Origin of the sequence: Flavobacterium aurantiibacter, from assembly GCF_002251775.1 — a bacterium.
GTDB classification, from domain to species: domain Bacteria; phylum Bacteroidota; class Bacteroidia; order Flavobacteriales; family Flavobacteriaceae; genus Flavobacterium; species Flavobacterium aurantiibacter.
In genome coordinates, this window is the sequence record NZ_NOXX01000147.1 from 1 (window position 1) to 16,173 (window position 16,173).

Consider the following 16,173-nt stretch of genomic DNA (forward strand, 5'->3'; position numbering starts at 1 on the left):
GTTTTTATTTGGGGGTGCCGGCGGTGCAATGGTAGCGCTTCGCAAACGTTTCGCTGAACCGCCGTCGCGCCATTCGCTGTATCTTTCCGGCGAACGCATAGTGGAAATAACGTAGCGCCGTAAAGGATGCCGCTGCTGTCGCTCACCCGGAAAAAAATGNCATTGTCACTCCAAGTTTTGTCAACTGTGTCAATGAGTTTAAGTAATTGTCGAGAGCTTTCTTTATTTCTTTGTAGTCTGTCATTTTACAATTGGTGCTAACGGTTGCTGGCTTTGCGTTCGGGCGGGTTTCGAGGCACAAAGCTTCAATTTATTACTAAAGTTCATTACAAGCACAAAGCCCCAAGTTTACACGTCAACCCGCCTGACGCAAAACCCGTGTTAGCAGGTCGTTGTTATTGCATTTTAACTGCTTTTCCTTTCTTTGCAGATAACCTTGCGGCATCAAGTATTTCCATCACAATCATATTATTTTCAAGAGAGGAAAGATCATACGGTGGCAAAGAAATTTCTTTATTAATGACTGCTGCAAAGAGTCCAAAGGGATCATTATAAGGCGGTGGGCGTTCGTTTAATCTTCTTTTGGTTTCCTGATATCCGTCATAACCCTCTGCGATCCGTATTCGAAGGTCATTTCTATTATCAGCATATATAACACCATGCTTGCCATACACCTCCATGTCTTTTCTGCCTATTGGCCAATTCCAGGACGCCTGAATTGTAGCTTTTGCGTTCTTATAAGTAAGAATGATGGTTGACTCGTCATCAACCTCAGGGTTATTCTCATTTTGCAATTGTTGGGTTACCGCTACTACGGATAAAGGCTTTTCTCCATTCATCATCCAGGTGGCAATATTTGCTCCATAACATCCGAAATCTGTAATCGCCCCTCCTCCATTTTTAACAGGATCGGTGAGCCATTCTAAAAACTCTCTATTTACTCCTATTTTCAAGGGACCTTTATGCCCGTCTCGTATTATTAGTTGACTCAAAGTGCCAATACTGTCTTTTTTTAATAGTTCAAGAGCCGAATGTACCGTTGGATACCATGTGGTTTCGTAGTTAGTCAGAAGGTAAATGCCATGCTTTTTTGCCAAAGCTTCCATTTTTTTTGCATGATCTAAACTCACTGCCAATGGTTTTTCAACCATCACGTGAATCCCCAAAGGCGCAAATTTTTCTACAATTTCAAGGTGATCATAAATAGTACCGAATGCAAGGACTGCTTCAGGTTTAGCATGTTGGATAAGGTCGTCAGTGGAAGGATATACTAAATCCATGGAAAGACCATGTTGTTGCGTATATCGTTTTGCCAACTCCATATTGCTTTCCACAATACCTACTATCTCAACCTTGTCGTCTGCTGGTCTTCCTAAAATCCAGTGCACGTGGGTGTGCGTCAAACCAATTACCCCAACCCTAAGTGGTTTGTTTTGGGCTGTAGAAGTTGTTGTGATTAAACACACTAATCCAATTAATGGAATAAGTGAGCTTATAATCACATTGTCTGTTTTTCTAACGCAAAATGATAGAATATAAATCATATTAAAAACTCTCATATTTATCCCACTTAGTTTGTTTTTTATTGAATGTTCGTTTACAATGCCTGCTAACGGTTGTGGTATTGCCGCAGTGGCGGATTTCGGAGCTCAAAACTATCAATACATCACAAAAGTTGATGCGAGGTAGAATGTTCAATTAACCACGTCACCCGCCATTGAGCCAAACGCCTGTTAGCTGTAGGTAAGTATTATCTGTTCAGTGGGTAATCGATTGTTTTGTAATCCCATTCTTTTATTTCATTTCGCCATTCTTTTTCCAACTCGTCAATTTTCTTGTGAATGAATTGTTCTGTATTAATAATGCCATGCTTATAGCAATATAGGACAGTTTCTAAGCCATATTTCTCATAAATAAATTTAATAAAACTGCCACTTATTGGATAGGAAACAATTTCATTTCTTCTAAAATCTTGTATAACATCCAAAATTCTTATCTGTTTATTATTCACAATATAATTTGCCACAGAATGTAAATTATAACCCCACCATTTACCATCAGAAAAAACAGCAAACCCTTCACTTGAAAAACCATCTTTTGGAAGTACACCGGTATAGTGATAAATAATTAAATGAAAAAGTTCATGAGCCCCATAACCATTAGAATTGATTTGAGCTTGTTCTATTACAACCTTGGATTCAACAAATGCAATACCCTGCCCTTCGTACTTATTGGCAATTAACTTCATTGAGTTCGATGAATTCACAAAGACATAGGAAAATTTGAAATTTAAAGAGTCAATTTTCAATATTTGCTTGCTTCGATCCAGTGCTTTTTGAACTTTACTTTGATATAAGCTGTCAACAAATGGTTGATTTTGTTCAATGTAAATAGTATAGTTAGCCGAATTTACTTTACGAAATAAAAGGGAAGATTTTTCAATGTTCTTCTTTAAAGCAATTCGGGTAAAATTATTTTGACATCCTACCATCAAAATACAAACTACAATTAAGCGATATACTTTCATTTGTTTAGACACTTTATGGTTTTATTTTACTTACAGCTAACGGTTCGCGGATTGGCGAAGTGGCGGATTTCGAAGCACTTACCTTCAATTTAGCACTAATGTTCATTTGAAAACCAAATGTTCAATTTAGCACTGAACCCGCCATTTTGCCAAACGCCTGTTACCGCCTAGTGCTTCTTTTTCTTCGTCCGTTTGTCGGTCAGTCGTGCGGTTGGACAGACACACTCTTTGCCAAGTGTTGGCTTGCGTGTTGGCTTGAGCGACTTGGCAATGTGTGTGGCTGTGAAGGGTTGGGTTATTCATTGTCAAAGTATTTGTTTACATATTCTAATGGGATTTTCTCTTGTTCAAGTCTCCAGTTGTTTGTTTTCAAAATCTCGTAAAGCTCTTGTTCTTCGTTAGTCAAGTTAAGTTTCATGGAAATGTTTGTCGGTGTTCCATTGTCGTTTTCAAAAAACGTGTCAAAGGCTTGCTTGTCCATTAAAACACTTTTTGTCTGCGGAAAGTAAGTCCTGAATTGTGAAAGAATTTCAAAGCCTTGAACATCTATGTCGCCCCAATAAAGTAATTTAAGTTTGTCAAACCAACGTACATTTTTAAGATTGAAAACACTAAATCCACTACCAAAAATTGCAATGGTGTCATTCATTTTCGGAAGTGTTAAAGTGGTGTAAAGAGTTGTCTTATTTTCTACGACCAATACTTTAGAGATTGGTAAATCCAATTTTTCAAATTGGCTAACTGGTATTGCAATATCATCAATTCCCGAAAAAAATCTGTCTGATATTTTTTTGTCAAGAACCTTAAACCGAATTTGAGGTTCAGCGTATTTTAAATTAAATCTATTTTCAAATTCTTTTTCTTCACTTTTTACGTATTCCGAGATTAGAACATCTAGTAGTTCCCTGATAATGCTTTTATTTCTCTCGACAAATTTCGTATGAACTTTTATCGGCAATTCTCTGATATAGAAATTTGGTTTGGGATTTTGTTTGAAGTATTGACATACTTGCAAAATGTTTTGCCATTTATTTACATTACCAATGACCTTTTTGGGATTTTTAATTATCCATTCTCTGAGTTCAGGGAATTCCCGAAGGATTATCTCAACATTTAACTTGAAGGAATCAACTTCATTCTCTTTACCGAGAAACTTCAAAAAATCTTTTTCAGTATCAAAGTAAATTGATGTGGGCAAATCTTGTGTGCCTAAATGTTTCGTTTTTACTTGTTGAAATTCCAAAGTGTAGCCAAAACCTTTTTTCTCTTTGGATTGGCTAACGATGTGCTGAATTTCTTTTTCAAACTCTTGTAATGATGATTTGGTGTACGATTTATCTCCACGAATAACCAATTTTTTAAAAGGTTCTTGCTCAACCAATGATTGAAGAAAAGAAATATACTTTCTTTCAGTTTTATCTTTTATTTCTTTTGGCGTAATCATTTATTCAGATAATTCGCTTTTTCTTCTTTGAATTGCTCAATCGGCATATCGTAGAGCCACGAATGTCTTTCTTCTTTACGTTCCACAAAATGTACAAATGAAATATCGTTTTCTACAATATGAATGTTATCACTTGGCGTAACAACCAATAATTGCAAATGAAGTTGTTTACAAAGTGTAATCAAATAACGTGCTTTGTCTTCGTCTTGTGCTTTAAATGCTTCGTCAATGGCAATAAAGCGGAAAGAATTACTTTGTAACCCTTCTTTTGTCAAACCAAACTGATAAGCAATTGCAGAACCTAAAATCGTATAAGTAAGTTGGGCTTTCTCTCCACCCGAAAGTTGCCCCATTGCTTCATACGTCTTGAATTTATGGTTGGTTTCTTTGTAAAACTCTTCGGCTTTGTAGCTAAACCAAAAACGAACGTCCATTACTTTTTTTCGCCAATCTTCTTTGTCTAATTTTGAAATGAACGGTTCAATATGATTGTAAAAATGATTCTTTCGTCCATCAATTGAAGAATCAACTTCTCTAATATTAGGAACTGCCGCATTGAGTAAATTTCGAAACTCTTTTACTTCATCATTTACCTTGTTTGGTGCAACAAGTTGAATGTAGGTTTGGGGCTTATTTTTAAAGTCAATCTCCTTTAAAGATTCGTTTAAATGATTTATGTTTTCCTTGATTGAGTCTGACCAGTTTTCAAAGAACATTCTAAAATCACCAACTTTGTTGGTAATAGTTTCTTGTAAATAGTCATTGAATTTCTTTTCAAATTTTGGAAGATTATCATTTTCTAACCTACCTAAGAAATTCTGATATTCACTGATTAACTCTAAATGTGTTGAATCGGGCAGGGAATTAACATCAGAACGCCAATCCTTAAATTTGTATAATATAGCTTCTGAAGGTTGTTTAAAATCGTTTATCTTGATGATTACTTCTCGTTCCTTCCTTTGCTTTTGTTCTTCAAGCACTCTTGTTTGTCTTGAATTTTCCTTTTGGAATCTCTCACGACTTGTTTCAAAGGTTGCATATTCAATATTCAGCAAATCGGAATGTTGTTTTTCAAACATTGAAACATCAACAATTCCTAATGGCTCATAAATAGATTTGTTACTCCTAATAGATTGTTCAATCGTGGCGAGTTCATTTTTCTTGGTAAATATTTCTTGTCCCTTATTAAAAACTTGAACATCAGAAAGCTGTTTCAAAGCGTCATGAACCTTTTTTAAATCTTCTTGAAGTTGCTTTACTCGATTATTTGTTTTTTCTAGTTTATCTTTCTGTTCTGTTTTTTCTTTAATCTCGTTCGCATATGATTGCCAGTCTATTTCATCGTATTTATCGAACTTTGAAAACAAGCTCTGACAATCATCTCTGAAAATCCCAAGGTTTTTTATCTCGGTTATTTTGCTTGCAATCGCTTTTTTATTTGCAGTTTGTTGAGTTTGAAGATTGATTAATTCTTTCTTTAATGAAGAGATCTTTTCTTTGTTATCCCATCCCAATACATAATTTTCTTTTCGAGTAATATGTGGTCGGTCGTCTTTTTCGTGTTTGCCCCTTTTGAATTTTATTAAGCCATTTTGAGTAATTGCCATTTCGTGAAATTGCTCAAATTCCGAAAGATTAGCTACGCAAACAAAATCAAATTGAGATTCTAAATAGTTCTCAATCCAATCGTAATATTGTGTTTTTGGCTTAATTTCAATTTTGTTGATTAACGACTTTTCGTTTAAAGTATGGTTCTTAAAATTTTTAAGATAGTCTTGGTCTTCATACTTGTCATAACGAATTCTACCTTTCAAATTATTGTTGTTCACATACTGATTCACTGATGAATAGTACTTTGGTGGAACAATCAATCGTAATGCGAAATTGTGAAGTACTTTCTCAATTGATGATTCCCACTTCATTTCATCATCCTTTACTTTAATCAATTCTCCAATGAATGGGATTTCTTCTCTACTTGCCCCAATGTGTGATATGATTTCATCTCGTATTTCAGCTTCACGCCCAGCAATATTATTCTTGTTTTCTTGAAGCGTTTTTATAGTTTTTACTAAATCTTCGGTGTCTTGTTTTAGTTTATCTTCTTCATTTTTAAATGCACGAAGATTTTCATTTTCTACATCAATATTATGTTGCGTGCTTTGTTTTAATTGCTTCGCACTTTCTCGGTTCGTGTTAAAAGTTTCTTCACTTGGGTTGGTGCTGAACTTAATGTTTTGGGCAAGTTTATTGTAATCGTCTAGTTTTCGACTTCTGTTGTCCTTTAGAGTTTGAAGAGTTCTAATATCCTTCTCTAAATCTTTGATTTTACTTCCTACTTCATCTTTTTCAATCGAAATCGAAATAGTTCGTTCTTCTTGTTTTAGTTTTTCTTCCTTATCACGTAAAGCAGTTAACTCATCATTTAATCTTTGCAACTCTTCTTTACATTTCTCCAGTTCTATTTCACCCAACTCAACACCTTTATTTGCAAACCAATAAACTGCCGTTTCTTTTGACTTTTCCAATCGAAACAAATCCGCTTTGATATTGGTCAGTTTTATTGCAATCTCATTAATTGGCTTTAGTTGTTCAATTTGTTCTTTAGCCTTTTCAATGTTGGTTTTAGCATCCATTAAAGTCAAGAAACTCTCTTTTAGTTGAATGAACTCTGCTTCCGCATCTTGTTCTTCCAACATATTGGTTCGTATGAAATCATCTAAGTCTTCCAACACCTTTACTCCAACAACTTGATTGAACAAAGTCAACGCTTTTATTGAACGCATTCCAAATAAATCCGCCATTCTTTCAGCATAGGCAGTAGGTCCATCTACGAACTCAATTCTCTTCTTCGTGACATTCGAGTTGTACTTTTTATCTAAAACCTTTTTCCAATTCCCTTTTGAATCAAATTGACCAAAATCAGATTCTACTTCAAGAGGAACGTGGGCAATACCGAATTGGCGCCTTAATTCATTATTCGAAAACCAACGTAATTGAAAAAGTGTAATTTGTTTTTGGTCTGCATTGGAGAATGAAGCAAGAATTACTGAATATGTATTTGTATCACGCAATTTTTGTGTAGAAGTAGAAGTTTTTCCTTCTTCTTGAATGTTTCCGTAATGCCCCAATACATAGGTTTCTTCAGTACGGTCGCCTTTTTTCTCAACACCCGAAGATTGATTGTAAAAACGGTCTTTCTTTGCAGGAACAATTAGAGTAAGCAATGCGTCAATGTATGTGCTCTTTCCAGATGCGTTTGCACCAGTCAAAAGTGAATTATTTGCTTTCGGATTTATTCTAAAAACCTTTTCATTAAATGTTCCCCAGTTGTAAACTTCCATATATTGAAGTCTGAACCCCGCTTTGTCGGAACTTGTACTAAACAGACTCAACATAATCTTTTAACTTATTTTCAAAATCTTGTAAAATATCAAGAGTGATTTTTTCTTTAATAATTCTGTGTATTTGGTATTTCGCTTCATTGTCTTTCTTGTTTATTTCTTTCAAGTAGCCCAAATCAACAGCCGCATTGATATACTTATCAAGTTCTTTTATGAATTTGACTTTGTTATATTTTTCTGGAAGAAATAATTCTAACTCGTCTTTTATTTCTGTATTTGTGATAAATTTTTCGGTTGCCAATTGTGTAGGATTGCTGTCAAAATCTTCTAGGCTTTGCCTTAGAACAACAAGCACAATAGAGGTTTCAAAACCGATTTGTCGCCTTTGAACTAATCCGAGGGTGTTTCCTTCATTATCTTCAAGTTGCTTTACAAAAGCAAATCCTTCATCCTTATTAACGATTAACTCTAAACCAATTTTACTAATGTAGTCCTGGATTTCGTTTTGATAATTGATTACATCATCCCAAACATTTGAGTTTCGTTCAACCGTTGATTTCAACAACCTTACAATGGCTTTGCTATAAGGAGTAATATGCTTTTCTAAACTGCTCATTTGGTCAAAATAATTTCAGGGATTTTAATTTGTTTGCGGTTGTCTGCATCAAAAATGATGCTTTGGGTTTTATCAGGATTGATAATATGTTTGAATTCTTTCACAATGCCTATATAACCGAACAACTCAGGCAGCCCTTTTTCAAGACCACCATAATTTTCTACAATTTCTAAAAGTGTGGTCTGCGACTTTTCTTTAAGTACATCTTTCACTCTTTTTCTCAACAATTCTTTATCAATATTAGTCTGTGAAAACAGCCGTCCTAATTGATTAGATGATGTAATATCTTCATTGGCAATTTTGGGTCTGTTGGTATATGTAACTTCTTCGGATTGCTCTTTCGTGAGTTTGCGTTCAAATGGAATATTTATATCTGTTGCTGTTTCTAATTCAAATGAAATATCAGGTTTATTCTTGGATTTACTGATTTCTACAAGTTGTTTTTTAATGTCTTGAATTACTTTTTTCGTGGCTTCTGATTTAGAACTTTCATTCTCACGAATTATACGGCTTAGTTTTTCAGCCATTTTATCATTGGCTTTGTAAACCTTTTGTCCCGAACTATGAAGATGTCTTTTCATTCCTATTAGGAATGTATCCTTTATAGGAATTGATTTTTCTTCCAAAGTCGTGTATAAATCTTTAGTCAAGCTTTCCCATTTGTGCTGTAATTCTGGATTCAATATGAATGACCAAAAGGCGTAAAAGCTTTTTCCTTGTTGGCTTTCTTTCAATGATTCAAGTGCATCAAAAGTAAATTCCAGTATGTCACTTTTGGATAGACTGCCGTCAGCGTGTTTTTGATAAATCCCTTTTGTAATTTCTTTAAAGTTGTCTTCAACTTCTTTAAAGTCAGATAATAATTCTTTAGCAGATTGATTGAGTTGATTAAAACGTGGTACGATTTCAAATTCTTCAAATACTTTTACGTATTCTCCAATTTTTATTCGTTGAATTTGTTGTTCAATTTCTAGTTTTTTCTCTTCCAACAACTGAATTCGCTTTTCAGCATCTTCATTGGTAAACTCAACCAACTCTTTCAATTGATTCAGTATGTTGTTGAATTTGGATTCAGTACCAACAAACTCTTCCTTTTTCAAACTTGCCAACCAATCTATGGTTTTGCTTGAATGTGAAGAAAGTTCGTAAAAAACTTCACCTTGTTCATCAGGATAATTCGTCAAAAAGCCATTGTTAGTCCAGTTTTGAATATACTTTTTGGCCTTTTCTTCATAGGTGTCGAAAAAATTGATTTCACTTTCTTCATCAATTTCAATTCTCAGTCCTTCTAAAAAGTCGGCTAATTGAGAATGAATATTTTCAGATGAAATGGAGCTTTGTTTATTAACGAAAGTTCTTACTAGAAATTCAATAATCATTTCTCTGTTTCGTAAACGTAACAAACCAACACTTGGCGAAGTGTTTAGCGTGTTTATTATTTGAGAAATGTCGGTCATATATAATTAGTTTCTGTGTGTTGGCAAAAATTCAGGCTCTTTTGCTTGCGAAGCTGTCGCTTGTGGGTTGGGGCAAGCAAATGTGCCTGAATGTGCGGTTGGCATTAAATTTCTGTCGTTCATTTTGTTCACTGTCGTTGTCTTTTTAGCATTGGTGGTAACGGGATGCGGCTTTGCGACAGTTGCGATGCCAGCGAACGGATTATTTTCTGTTAAAGATAAACGTTTTTCGTGAACACGTAAAAATAGAAACCAGCAATTGCGCAAAACCGCTGTTGTGTGCTGTTTTAATACATTTCAAAATAGCTCATACCATGACCTTCTTTATGTTCTTCGAAATAGGAAAGATAAAGTAAATATTCATTACCGGGCTGTAACATTTTCGACTTTATGTTATAAGTATACATACCGGGTTTCTTTCTTTTAGTAAAAATAGTTATCATCTTGGATTTATTCTGTAGTCGCATGTTTATTTTGCATGGCTCAACCAGTCTATAAGTTACCTTAATTTTATGTTTTCCAGTCTGCTTTATCCACAATACCAAATTACTATCGGTTGGATTAGTCCTTTCTTTTTTAACTCCATATTCTGATTTTCCACGCTTTAAATAAGAGACACTTTCTATATAATCTGGATCTTCATAAAACTTGAATGGAAAAGAAGGTACAATAAAATATTCATAACGATAATTTGGCGCGTACTTGTATTGTGTTACCAATGGAAGTTGTCGATTACTAAAATCTTGCCTGTAGACAACCTGAAAGAAAACAGAGTTGTCATCCAATATTTTCATTTCTGTTTTATATTGCTGAATCTTTAATCCGTTGGTATTATGAGGTTCTTTATCATAATAAATACTGTCATTATCAATAAAACAGTGTACTTTCTTTTCATATTTATCACTTCCTATAAAGTTACTATTAGTATAAAGAGTAAATAGTTTTGCACTTTTACCATTAACAATAGTATCTGAAATGTATTTGCACTCTTTAAATTTGTAATCATAGAACTCTTCAGCTTTAGTTTGCTCGTTAATTCTTTTACCTCTATACAAAAGTTGCATTTCATCTCCAACGTTCAAATTAAAAGTATTAGTCACTTTATCATCATACATGTAGTTTTTAGATATCTTCAACATTTGTTCACCAAATAGTTGCTTGGTACAAACGGTGTTGTCATTCTCAGTTTCATTTGCTTCATAATCTAATCGGAGTGTAAAGTTCTGATTTGGATTTCCTTTTAAAAAAAACTTCCGAGGTGTTTTTTGAATTGGAATTAAAGGATTGTACCTCTTGACTGCTGCATCTCTTTTATCAATCAATTCTAAATTAATACTATCCTTTTTTCCGAAAATAATACCAAGTTGTTTTTCTCTACCATAGTGTACACTATGTATTATATTAAAGGTTTCATCCAATTTTATATACATGCTATCTTCAAAAGTTTCGTAATACAGACTAACATTTCTTTTTTTGTAATAATCAGTAAAGGATTCCAGTTGGTATTTTGTAAAATAATGATTCATAATAATAGTATCATTTACAAGTTTGCGAAGAAGAATTAACTTGTTTTTTCTTTGATTATCAATTGAATCGCTTTGAATGAAGACGTTACATTTAGAAAGCTCAGGTTTTGTGTCTGCAATAACCTGAAGCTTTAGGGTTAGCACAGTTGTTATGTCGTCTGCATTAGTGCGTATGGTGGCAGATTTGGTAAATTTTCCAGGAAAGGCGGTAGGCATTTTTACAGTTATGTAGCCGATCCTGTTTGGGGCTATTGGTTCACTAGGCTTACTGACAACATTAGGGCCGCTTCCTTGCGCGCTAATTATGATTAAAGGTTTGTCGCCAATGTTTTTAAAAGGAATTTTTATTACAGCACTTTCACCAACTCTGACACGGTTCATTGTATACTCTCTTTTATCAAACTTTATTTTTGGCTGTGCGAAACATAAGTAACTTGAAAACAATAGACAGGTTAGTGTTACAAGTATTCTAAAATTTCTGGTTAGATTAATTTTTTTCATTTTTGCAGTGTTGTAAAAATAGCACACAACGGTTTGGCGCTTGGCGTTCGTGCGGGATTTCAGGGCACAAAACTGTCAATCCTGCACTAAAGTTGATTTGAAAAACTGAACTTGAATTTAAGCACTTTACCCCGCATGACGCCAAACGCATGTTAGCGGGTCGGCCTTCTGTCTGTCCGTATGTTTTATTCTTCTCCAAAATAGTCGCTGTCTATTTTTTTAAGTTCATAAGTCTGCTGTGTTGTGCAACCAAGATTGTAGTCAATCATTAGTTGAGCCAACTGTTCACCGTCTATAAGAACAATTTTAGTTTCATTTCTCGGTGTGTATTCCAATGCTTCTTTAGTGAAATTTGATGTCGTTATGAAAATTCCTTTTTTGGCTCCTTGTCCGGCAAGTGCACCAACAAATTTTTGAAGTTCAGGACGGCCAACAACATTTCCTGGTCTCCAACGCTTTGCTTGAATGTAAATGATGTCTAAGCCAAGTTTATCTTCTTTAATTGTACCGTCTATTCCTTCGTCACCGCTTTTACCCATTGCTTTTCCTGCGTCTTTGATTGAACCACCATAACCCATTTTAACTAAAAGTTCAACAACAAGTCGCTCAAAAAAAGCAGGAGAGAGGTCAACAACTTTGTTAAGCAGTTCGGATGCTAAAGATTTTCTTATTCGTTGGTATGCTTTGTCTAAACTCTCTTCGGGTGTTTGCTCGTTGTTCTCGATTATTGTTGTTTCATCTTCTTCGCTTTCGTTATTGCTTCTCGAAGCGTTTTGAAACGCTAAAAATGCAGGAAACTGTCTTAAATACTTTGCATCAACTCGGTCTGGATTTTTTGTTAAAGTCTGTCTGCCAAGGTCGGTGATTACGAATGTTGCACGTTTTGGAGAGTCAAGAAGTCCTGCTTTTTTTAGATAAGTCTTAGCCCAACCAACTCTGTTGTCAAAAATGGCTTGGTTGCCACTTGCCAAAAGTTCTTTTCTTTCTTCGTCTGTAACTTCAAATTCAATAGCCAAACTTTCAATCAAGTCTCTGTATTTGTGTTCTTGTCCGTCCGAAACAAGTTTGAGCAATGGAAGCATTAAGGATTGGTAGTCTGGTATCATATTTTTTCTGTTTGTGGTCTATATGGAAATTCTTTTTGGCATTTTTCCCAAAAAATATCTCCGTTCACTTCGGGTAAATGTTCTTTAAAAAATTCAATTGTTTCTTCTTTCATTGTGTCAATTGCGTCAGAAAACTTGTCAATAAATAATAGCTGTGGTTCAGACGGTTTTCTTCCTTGCTTCATTGCATAAAAAATGTCTCTCGGGTGCAAATGAAAGCGACACCAACTTAAACAATTTCCAATTAGTTTTGGGTAACGTGTCAAACTTTGGAAATTTTCATAATTGTTTTTGTAATAAGTATAGCAAACCATATCCGTCAAAACTGTAAAGAAAAGAGCAACACCAAAATACTCTTTTCCATCTTTGTCCAAAAAGTCCAAATGATTTTTTGAAGGGGTCAATCTTTCGTGTTGAATTGAAAAAATTTGTTTTTTGTCTTTGTCTTCGTGAAACCTACTATCATCTGGAATTGTCGAAAAGAACTGGTTAATATCTTGTCGAAATTTTGAACTGTAATATGTTTTGAAGTCTGTCATTTATTTACTGTGTCGTGTTTTAGGCTGCACGCTAACGGTTTTGGGCTTTGCGTTAGGGCGGGTTTCGGAGCACAAAGTTTCAATTTATTACTAAAGTTTATTGCTTGCACAAAACTCAAGTTTGCACGGCAGCCCGCCTGACGCAAAGCCCATGTTATAAGCTGTTTTTTGCTAATGTCATTTAGTATCGTCTTGTTTCTACCCAAAATTCCCATTCATAGCCCTGATATGAACCAAATGTCTGATATCCTGATGTTGGAATTACACCGGGTGCAGTTGCGATGTAGTACATTTGACCAGGTGAAATGGATTTTGTCTCTGTTGAATTTGGACTTAAATAGAAGGTCTGTCCGCCAACTACAAGAGTTATTTGATAAGAAGATTTATTCCTTATTATTACATCTGAATTATAATTGGATGTTGAGCCTGTGCTTCGGAAAGCCCCACTGTAATTAATGTCTGCTTCGCCAGTCCACTTTACAAGGCTTTTACTTACCCAACCAATTTTACCAGTTTTGATGTCAATCGCTTTGTAAAAACCATTGGCATCCTGTTTTGAAAAAATATAAAGTTGTGTCCCTGCTGGTAGTTGTCTAATTACGCTGCTGCTTTTCGATGGTGCAGTTCTGAAGTTTGCCGATGTATTTGCCTTTGCCAAAAAAGGTTCAAAACCAACATCGGTGTCTTGGTCTGTAGAATTAATTGATGAGTTATCGCTGTCATCTTGATAAGTTGGAGTTTTTTGAACAGGTTGCTTTTTAGTCAAGTATGCTTTTTTTACCCAACCTGTTTCTCCCCAATAGCAAACTTCCCACCAACCGTGTTCGCCAAAAAATGAATTTGTTACTTCTACCGCAACACCACTTGGAATTTCGCTACTTATAGCACTTTCTGTGCTCATACTTTCATAGACATTCAGTTTTCGTGTAGTATAATAAGTGGGCCCGCTACCGTAACAAGTTTTTTTGTATAGATGCTTGTAGTTGTTAAAGTCAATTTGTGAAAATGAAGTTAAACCGATTGTCAGTGTGAGTAAAATTGTAAAGATTTTTTTCATTGGTGTGTCGTTTTAAAATGGCTTATAACGGTTTGCAGCTTGGCGAAGTGGCGGATTTAGATGCACTTACTTTCATTTTAGTACTAATGTTTATTTGAGAACCAAATGTTCAATTTAGCACTGAACCCGCCATTTTGCCAAACTGCTGTTAGCAGATGTTGTAATTTTATTTGTTAGTTTTCGTTACTTCATCGTATTTCAATTCTACTTTTTTGTTACCATCATATTCAACAATCACCAAGTTAGAATTTACACCAATAATTTTTCCGTCAGTAAGTTTTCCTTTTCTTTTAAAAACTACGCTGTCGCCAACATTTAAAATAACTTTTACGTTTGCTTCTGTTGAAACATTTATTAAAGTATTTTGTGTTCCCCAAACATCACCAACAACTTTGACTTTTTTTCCGTTACTTTTCACATAAACTTTTACGTTTCGCAAAAATTCGCCTTCATATTTTTTGGTTAAGTTATCAACTGCTTGTTCCATTGCGTCAGCGTCTGCTTCGGCAACTGCTTCAACTTCACGAGTTAATAATGTATATTTTTTGCTGTCATCAACATTTCTGTTTCCGATTGTTGTTAAATCTCCAATTCTGTTCCAACTACCGCAACTTGCTAAAGTTAGAGTTAAGCCAAAAAGTAAAATTTTGTTTTTCATTGTTTTATTTTAGTTTACGATTATTGAACTTGTTGCCATTGTTCCTTTTGCTAAATTTGTTTGATAATGAGTTACACTTTTCCAAATATAACCGCCTGAACCATTAGAAACAAAAGCTTCAAAATAATAAGTTGTTGGAGTAGTGCTTGTAATCATTGAATTTAAATCAAAATATGCTAAACCATTCGCATCTGTTGTTACTTGTTTTTTAATTGGTGGCAAAGCACTTGATGAAGTTACAGGTTGGTCAAACATCATAATAATGTAGTTTGGTTTTACAACACCTGTTGAAGTTGTAGCTGTTAATTTAACCCAAGTGTTTGTTGTTGTAGAAGAACCGCCACCTGTTTCTGTTGAACTTGAATCGTCATCTTTTGAGCAAGAAATTGTAAAAATAGTTAATAATGCTAAAATTGTCGCTTTGAAAAATTTTGTTTTCATTAAAAAATAGAATTTTGTTTTGTGCTTACTTTATTTTATGCTTTTTTGGTGTAAAAAGTCATTTACGGCTTTCGGTTGTTCAGCTTATTTCCCGCCGTTAACAAATATTTTGTTCGAGTTAGATTTTTGTAGAAGTTCCTTTTTCACGTTCAGTTTTTCAACAATATCTGCTAACGTTTTGGCGATTGGCGAAAAAAACGAATTGCGGAGTACAAAACTTTCTTTCAGCACTGAACTTCATACGAAGCACAAAGCTTCATTTAAGCACTGAACCCGCTTTTTTGCCAAACGCCTGTTAGCTGTTCGTTGTTTATTTAGCGTCATAATCAGTTTTTAAAAGTGAAAACATTGTCATGTCGTAATGTCTTTCATTCCAAAACATCCATTCTCTTAAAACTCCTTCGCTCTTAAAGTTCAATTTTTCTAAAACCTTTTCAGAAATAATATTTCCTTGCATTACCTCTGCTTCGATTCTGTTTATTTCAAGTTGTCTAAAACCAAAATTTATTACTGTCTTTAAAGCTTCGGTTATATAACCTTTATTCCAATACTCTGTCTGCAAGTCATAACCGATATTTGCTCTGTGTCGTTTAGTGAAATTATTAAACCCGATTGTCCCAATTATATTCTTTTGTCCTTTAATTGCAATTCCCCAACGAATACCTAATTTGTCTTTGAAACGAGTTTGAAACCAGTCAATAGATTTCTGCGCCTCTTGTTCACTTTTAAGTGGTAAAAGATTGTAAAATCTTGTTACGTTTTCGTCACCAAATAATTTAAAAAGGTCGCCTAGATGAATTTGCTTAATTTCAACAAGGTCAAGTCGTTCAGTACTTAATATTGGAAAAGTGTCCAATGTGAATTCTGTATTTTCTGTTTGCATAGATTGTCTTTACAATGACAGCTAACGTTCTTGGTATTGCCGAAGGCGGGGATTTTTAGCACAAAAGTTCAATCGAA

General features: G+C 34.6%; 13 protein-coding genes. All 13 read right to left on the minus strand.

Features of this window, described 5'->3' with window-relative positions; genetic code table 11:
- Positions 1-395: 395 nt before the first annotated feature.
- The gene (locus CHX27_RS03285) at positions 396-1,544 is read right to left on the minus strand and encodes a Gfo/Idh/MocA family protein (RefSeq protein WP_094485343.1); all 1,149 of its coding nucleotides are present in this window, start codon (positions 1,542-1,544) and stop codon (positions 396-398) included.
- A gap of 206 nt (positions 1,545-1,750) precedes the next feature.
- Positions 1,751-2,539 (minus strand): hypothetical protein, encoded by a 789-nt coding sequence (locus tag CHX27_RS03290; protein WP_133063404.1) that lies wholly within the window; start codon positions 2,537-2,539, stop codon positions 1,751-1,753.
- A 283-nt stretch (positions 2,540-2,822) separates the two neighbouring features.
- Positions 2,823-3,971 carry a Wadjet anti-phage system protein JetD domain-containing protein gene (locus CHX27_RS03295; protein ID WP_094485345.1) on the minus strand — a complete coding sequence of 383 codons (1,149 nt, stop codon included), beginning with the start codon at positions 3,969-3,971 and terminating at the stop codon, positions 2,823-2,825.
- Entirely contained in the window at positions 3,968-7,312 is a 3,345-nt protein-coding gene (locus CHX27_RS03300; RefSeq protein WP_243388949.1) for an ATP-binding protein, read from the minus strand. The genes CHX27_RS03295 and CHX27_RS03300 overlap by 4 nt, the downstream gene beginning before the upstream one ends.
- 37 nt (positions 7,313-7,349) lie before the next feature.
- Positions 7,350-7,928 (minus strand): DUF4194 domain-containing protein, encoded by a 579-nt coding sequence (locus CHX27_RS03305; RefSeq protein WP_094485347.1) that lies wholly within the window; start codon positions 7,926-7,928, stop codon positions 7,350-7,352.
- Positions 7,925-9,385, minus strand: coding sequence for a DUF3375 domain-containing protein (locus CHX27_RS03310; protein ID WP_094485348.1), 1,461 nt, complete (start codon positions 9,383-9,385; stop codon positions 7,925-7,927). The genes CHX27_RS03305 and CHX27_RS03310 overlap by 4 nt, the downstream gene beginning before the upstream one ends.
- A gap of 287 nt (positions 9,386-9,672) precedes the next feature.
- Complete coding sequence (locus tag CHX27_RS03320) at positions 9,673-11,412, minus strand: DUF1573 domain-containing protein (protein ID WP_094485350.1); 1,740 nt, start codon at positions 11,410-11,412, stop codon at positions 9,673-9,675.
- Positions 11,413-11,597: 185 nt separating this feature from the next.
- Positions 11,598-12,518 carry a restriction endonuclease gene (locus tag CHX27_RS03330; protein WP_094485352.1) on the minus strand — a complete coding sequence of 307 codons (921 nt, stop codon included), beginning with the start codon at positions 12,516-12,518 and terminating at the stop codon, positions 11,598-11,600.
- A complete protein-coding gene (locus tag CHX27_RS03335; RefSeq protein WP_094485353.1) occupies positions 12,515-13,057 on the minus strand; it encodes a hypothetical protein in 543 nt (180 codons plus the stop codon). Before CHX27_RS03335 ends, CHX27_RS03330 begins: the two co-directional genes overlap by 4 nt.
- A gap of 181 nt (positions 13,058-13,238) precedes the next feature.
- Entirely contained in the window at positions 13,239-14,114 is an 876-nt protein-coding gene (locus CHX27_RS03345; RefSeq protein WP_094485355.1) for an SH3 domain-containing protein, read from the minus strand.
- Between the two features lie 166 nt (positions 14,115-14,280).
- The gene (locus CHX27_RS03350; RefSeq protein WP_094485356.1) at positions 14,281-14,772 is read right to left on the minus strand and encodes a hypothetical protein; all 492 of its coding nucleotides are present in this window, start codon (positions 14,770-14,772) and stop codon (positions 14,281-14,283) included.
- Positions 14,773-14,781: 9 nt separating this feature from the next.
- Complete coding sequence (locus tag CHX27_RS03355; protein ID WP_094485357.1) at positions 14,782-15,213, minus strand: hypothetical protein; 432 nt, start codon at positions 15,211-15,213, stop codon at positions 14,782-14,784.
- Between the two features lie 310 nt (positions 15,214-15,523).
- Positions 15,524-16,096, minus strand: coding sequence for a GNAT family N-acetyltransferase (locus CHX27_RS03360; protein WP_094485358.1), 573 nt, complete (start codon positions 16,094-16,096; stop codon positions 15,524-15,526).
- Positions 16,097-16,173: the final 77 nt, after the last annotated feature.

Coding starts and splice junctions, on each gene's coding strand:
- CHX27_RS03310 (WP_094485348.1), bottom strand. CDS start 9,385: ATGACCGACATTTCTCAAATAATAAACACGCTAAACACTTCGCCAAGT.
- CHX27_RS03345 (WP_094485355.1), bottom strand. CDS start 14,114: ATGAAAAAAATCTTTACAATTTTACTCACACTGACAATCGGTTTAACT.
- CHX27_RS03350 (WP_094485356.1), bottom strand. CDS start 14,772: ATGAAAAACAAAATTTTACTTTTTGGCTTAACTCTAACTTTAGCAAGT.
- CHX27_RS03320 (WP_094485350.1), bottom strand. CDS start 11,412: ATGAAAAAAATTAATCTAACCAGAAATTTTAGAATACTTGTAACACTA.
- CHX27_RS03335 (WP_094485353.1), bottom strand. CDS start 13,057: ATGACAGACTTCAAAACATATTACAGTTCAAAATTTCGACAAGATATT.
- CHX27_RS03360 (WP_094485358.1), bottom strand. CDS start 16,096: ATGCAAACAGAAAATACAGAATTCACATTGGACACTTTTCCAATATTA.
- CHX27_RS03355 (WP_094485357.1), bottom strand. CDS start 15,213: ATGAAAACAAAATTTTTCAAAGCGACAATTTTAGCATTATTAACTATT.
- CHX27_RS03285 (WP_094485343.1), bottom strand. CDS start 1,544: ATGATTTATATTCTATCATTTTGCGTTAGAAAAACAGACAATGTGATT.
- CHX27_RS03330 (WP_094485352.1), bottom strand. CDS start 12,518: ATGATACCAGACTACCAATCCTTAATGCTTCCATTGCTCAAACTTGTT.
- CHX27_RS03300 (WP_243388949.1), bottom strand. CDS start 7,312: ATGGAAGTTTACAACTGGGGAACATTTAATGAAAAGGTTTTTAGAATA.
- CHX27_RS03295 (WP_094485345.1), bottom strand. CDS start 3,971: ATGATTACGCCAAAAGAAATAAAAGATAAAACTGAAAGAAAGTATATT.
- CHX27_RS03305 (WP_094485347.1), bottom strand. CDS start 7,928: ATGAGCAGTTTAGAAAAGCATATTACTCCTTATAGCAAAGCCATTGTA.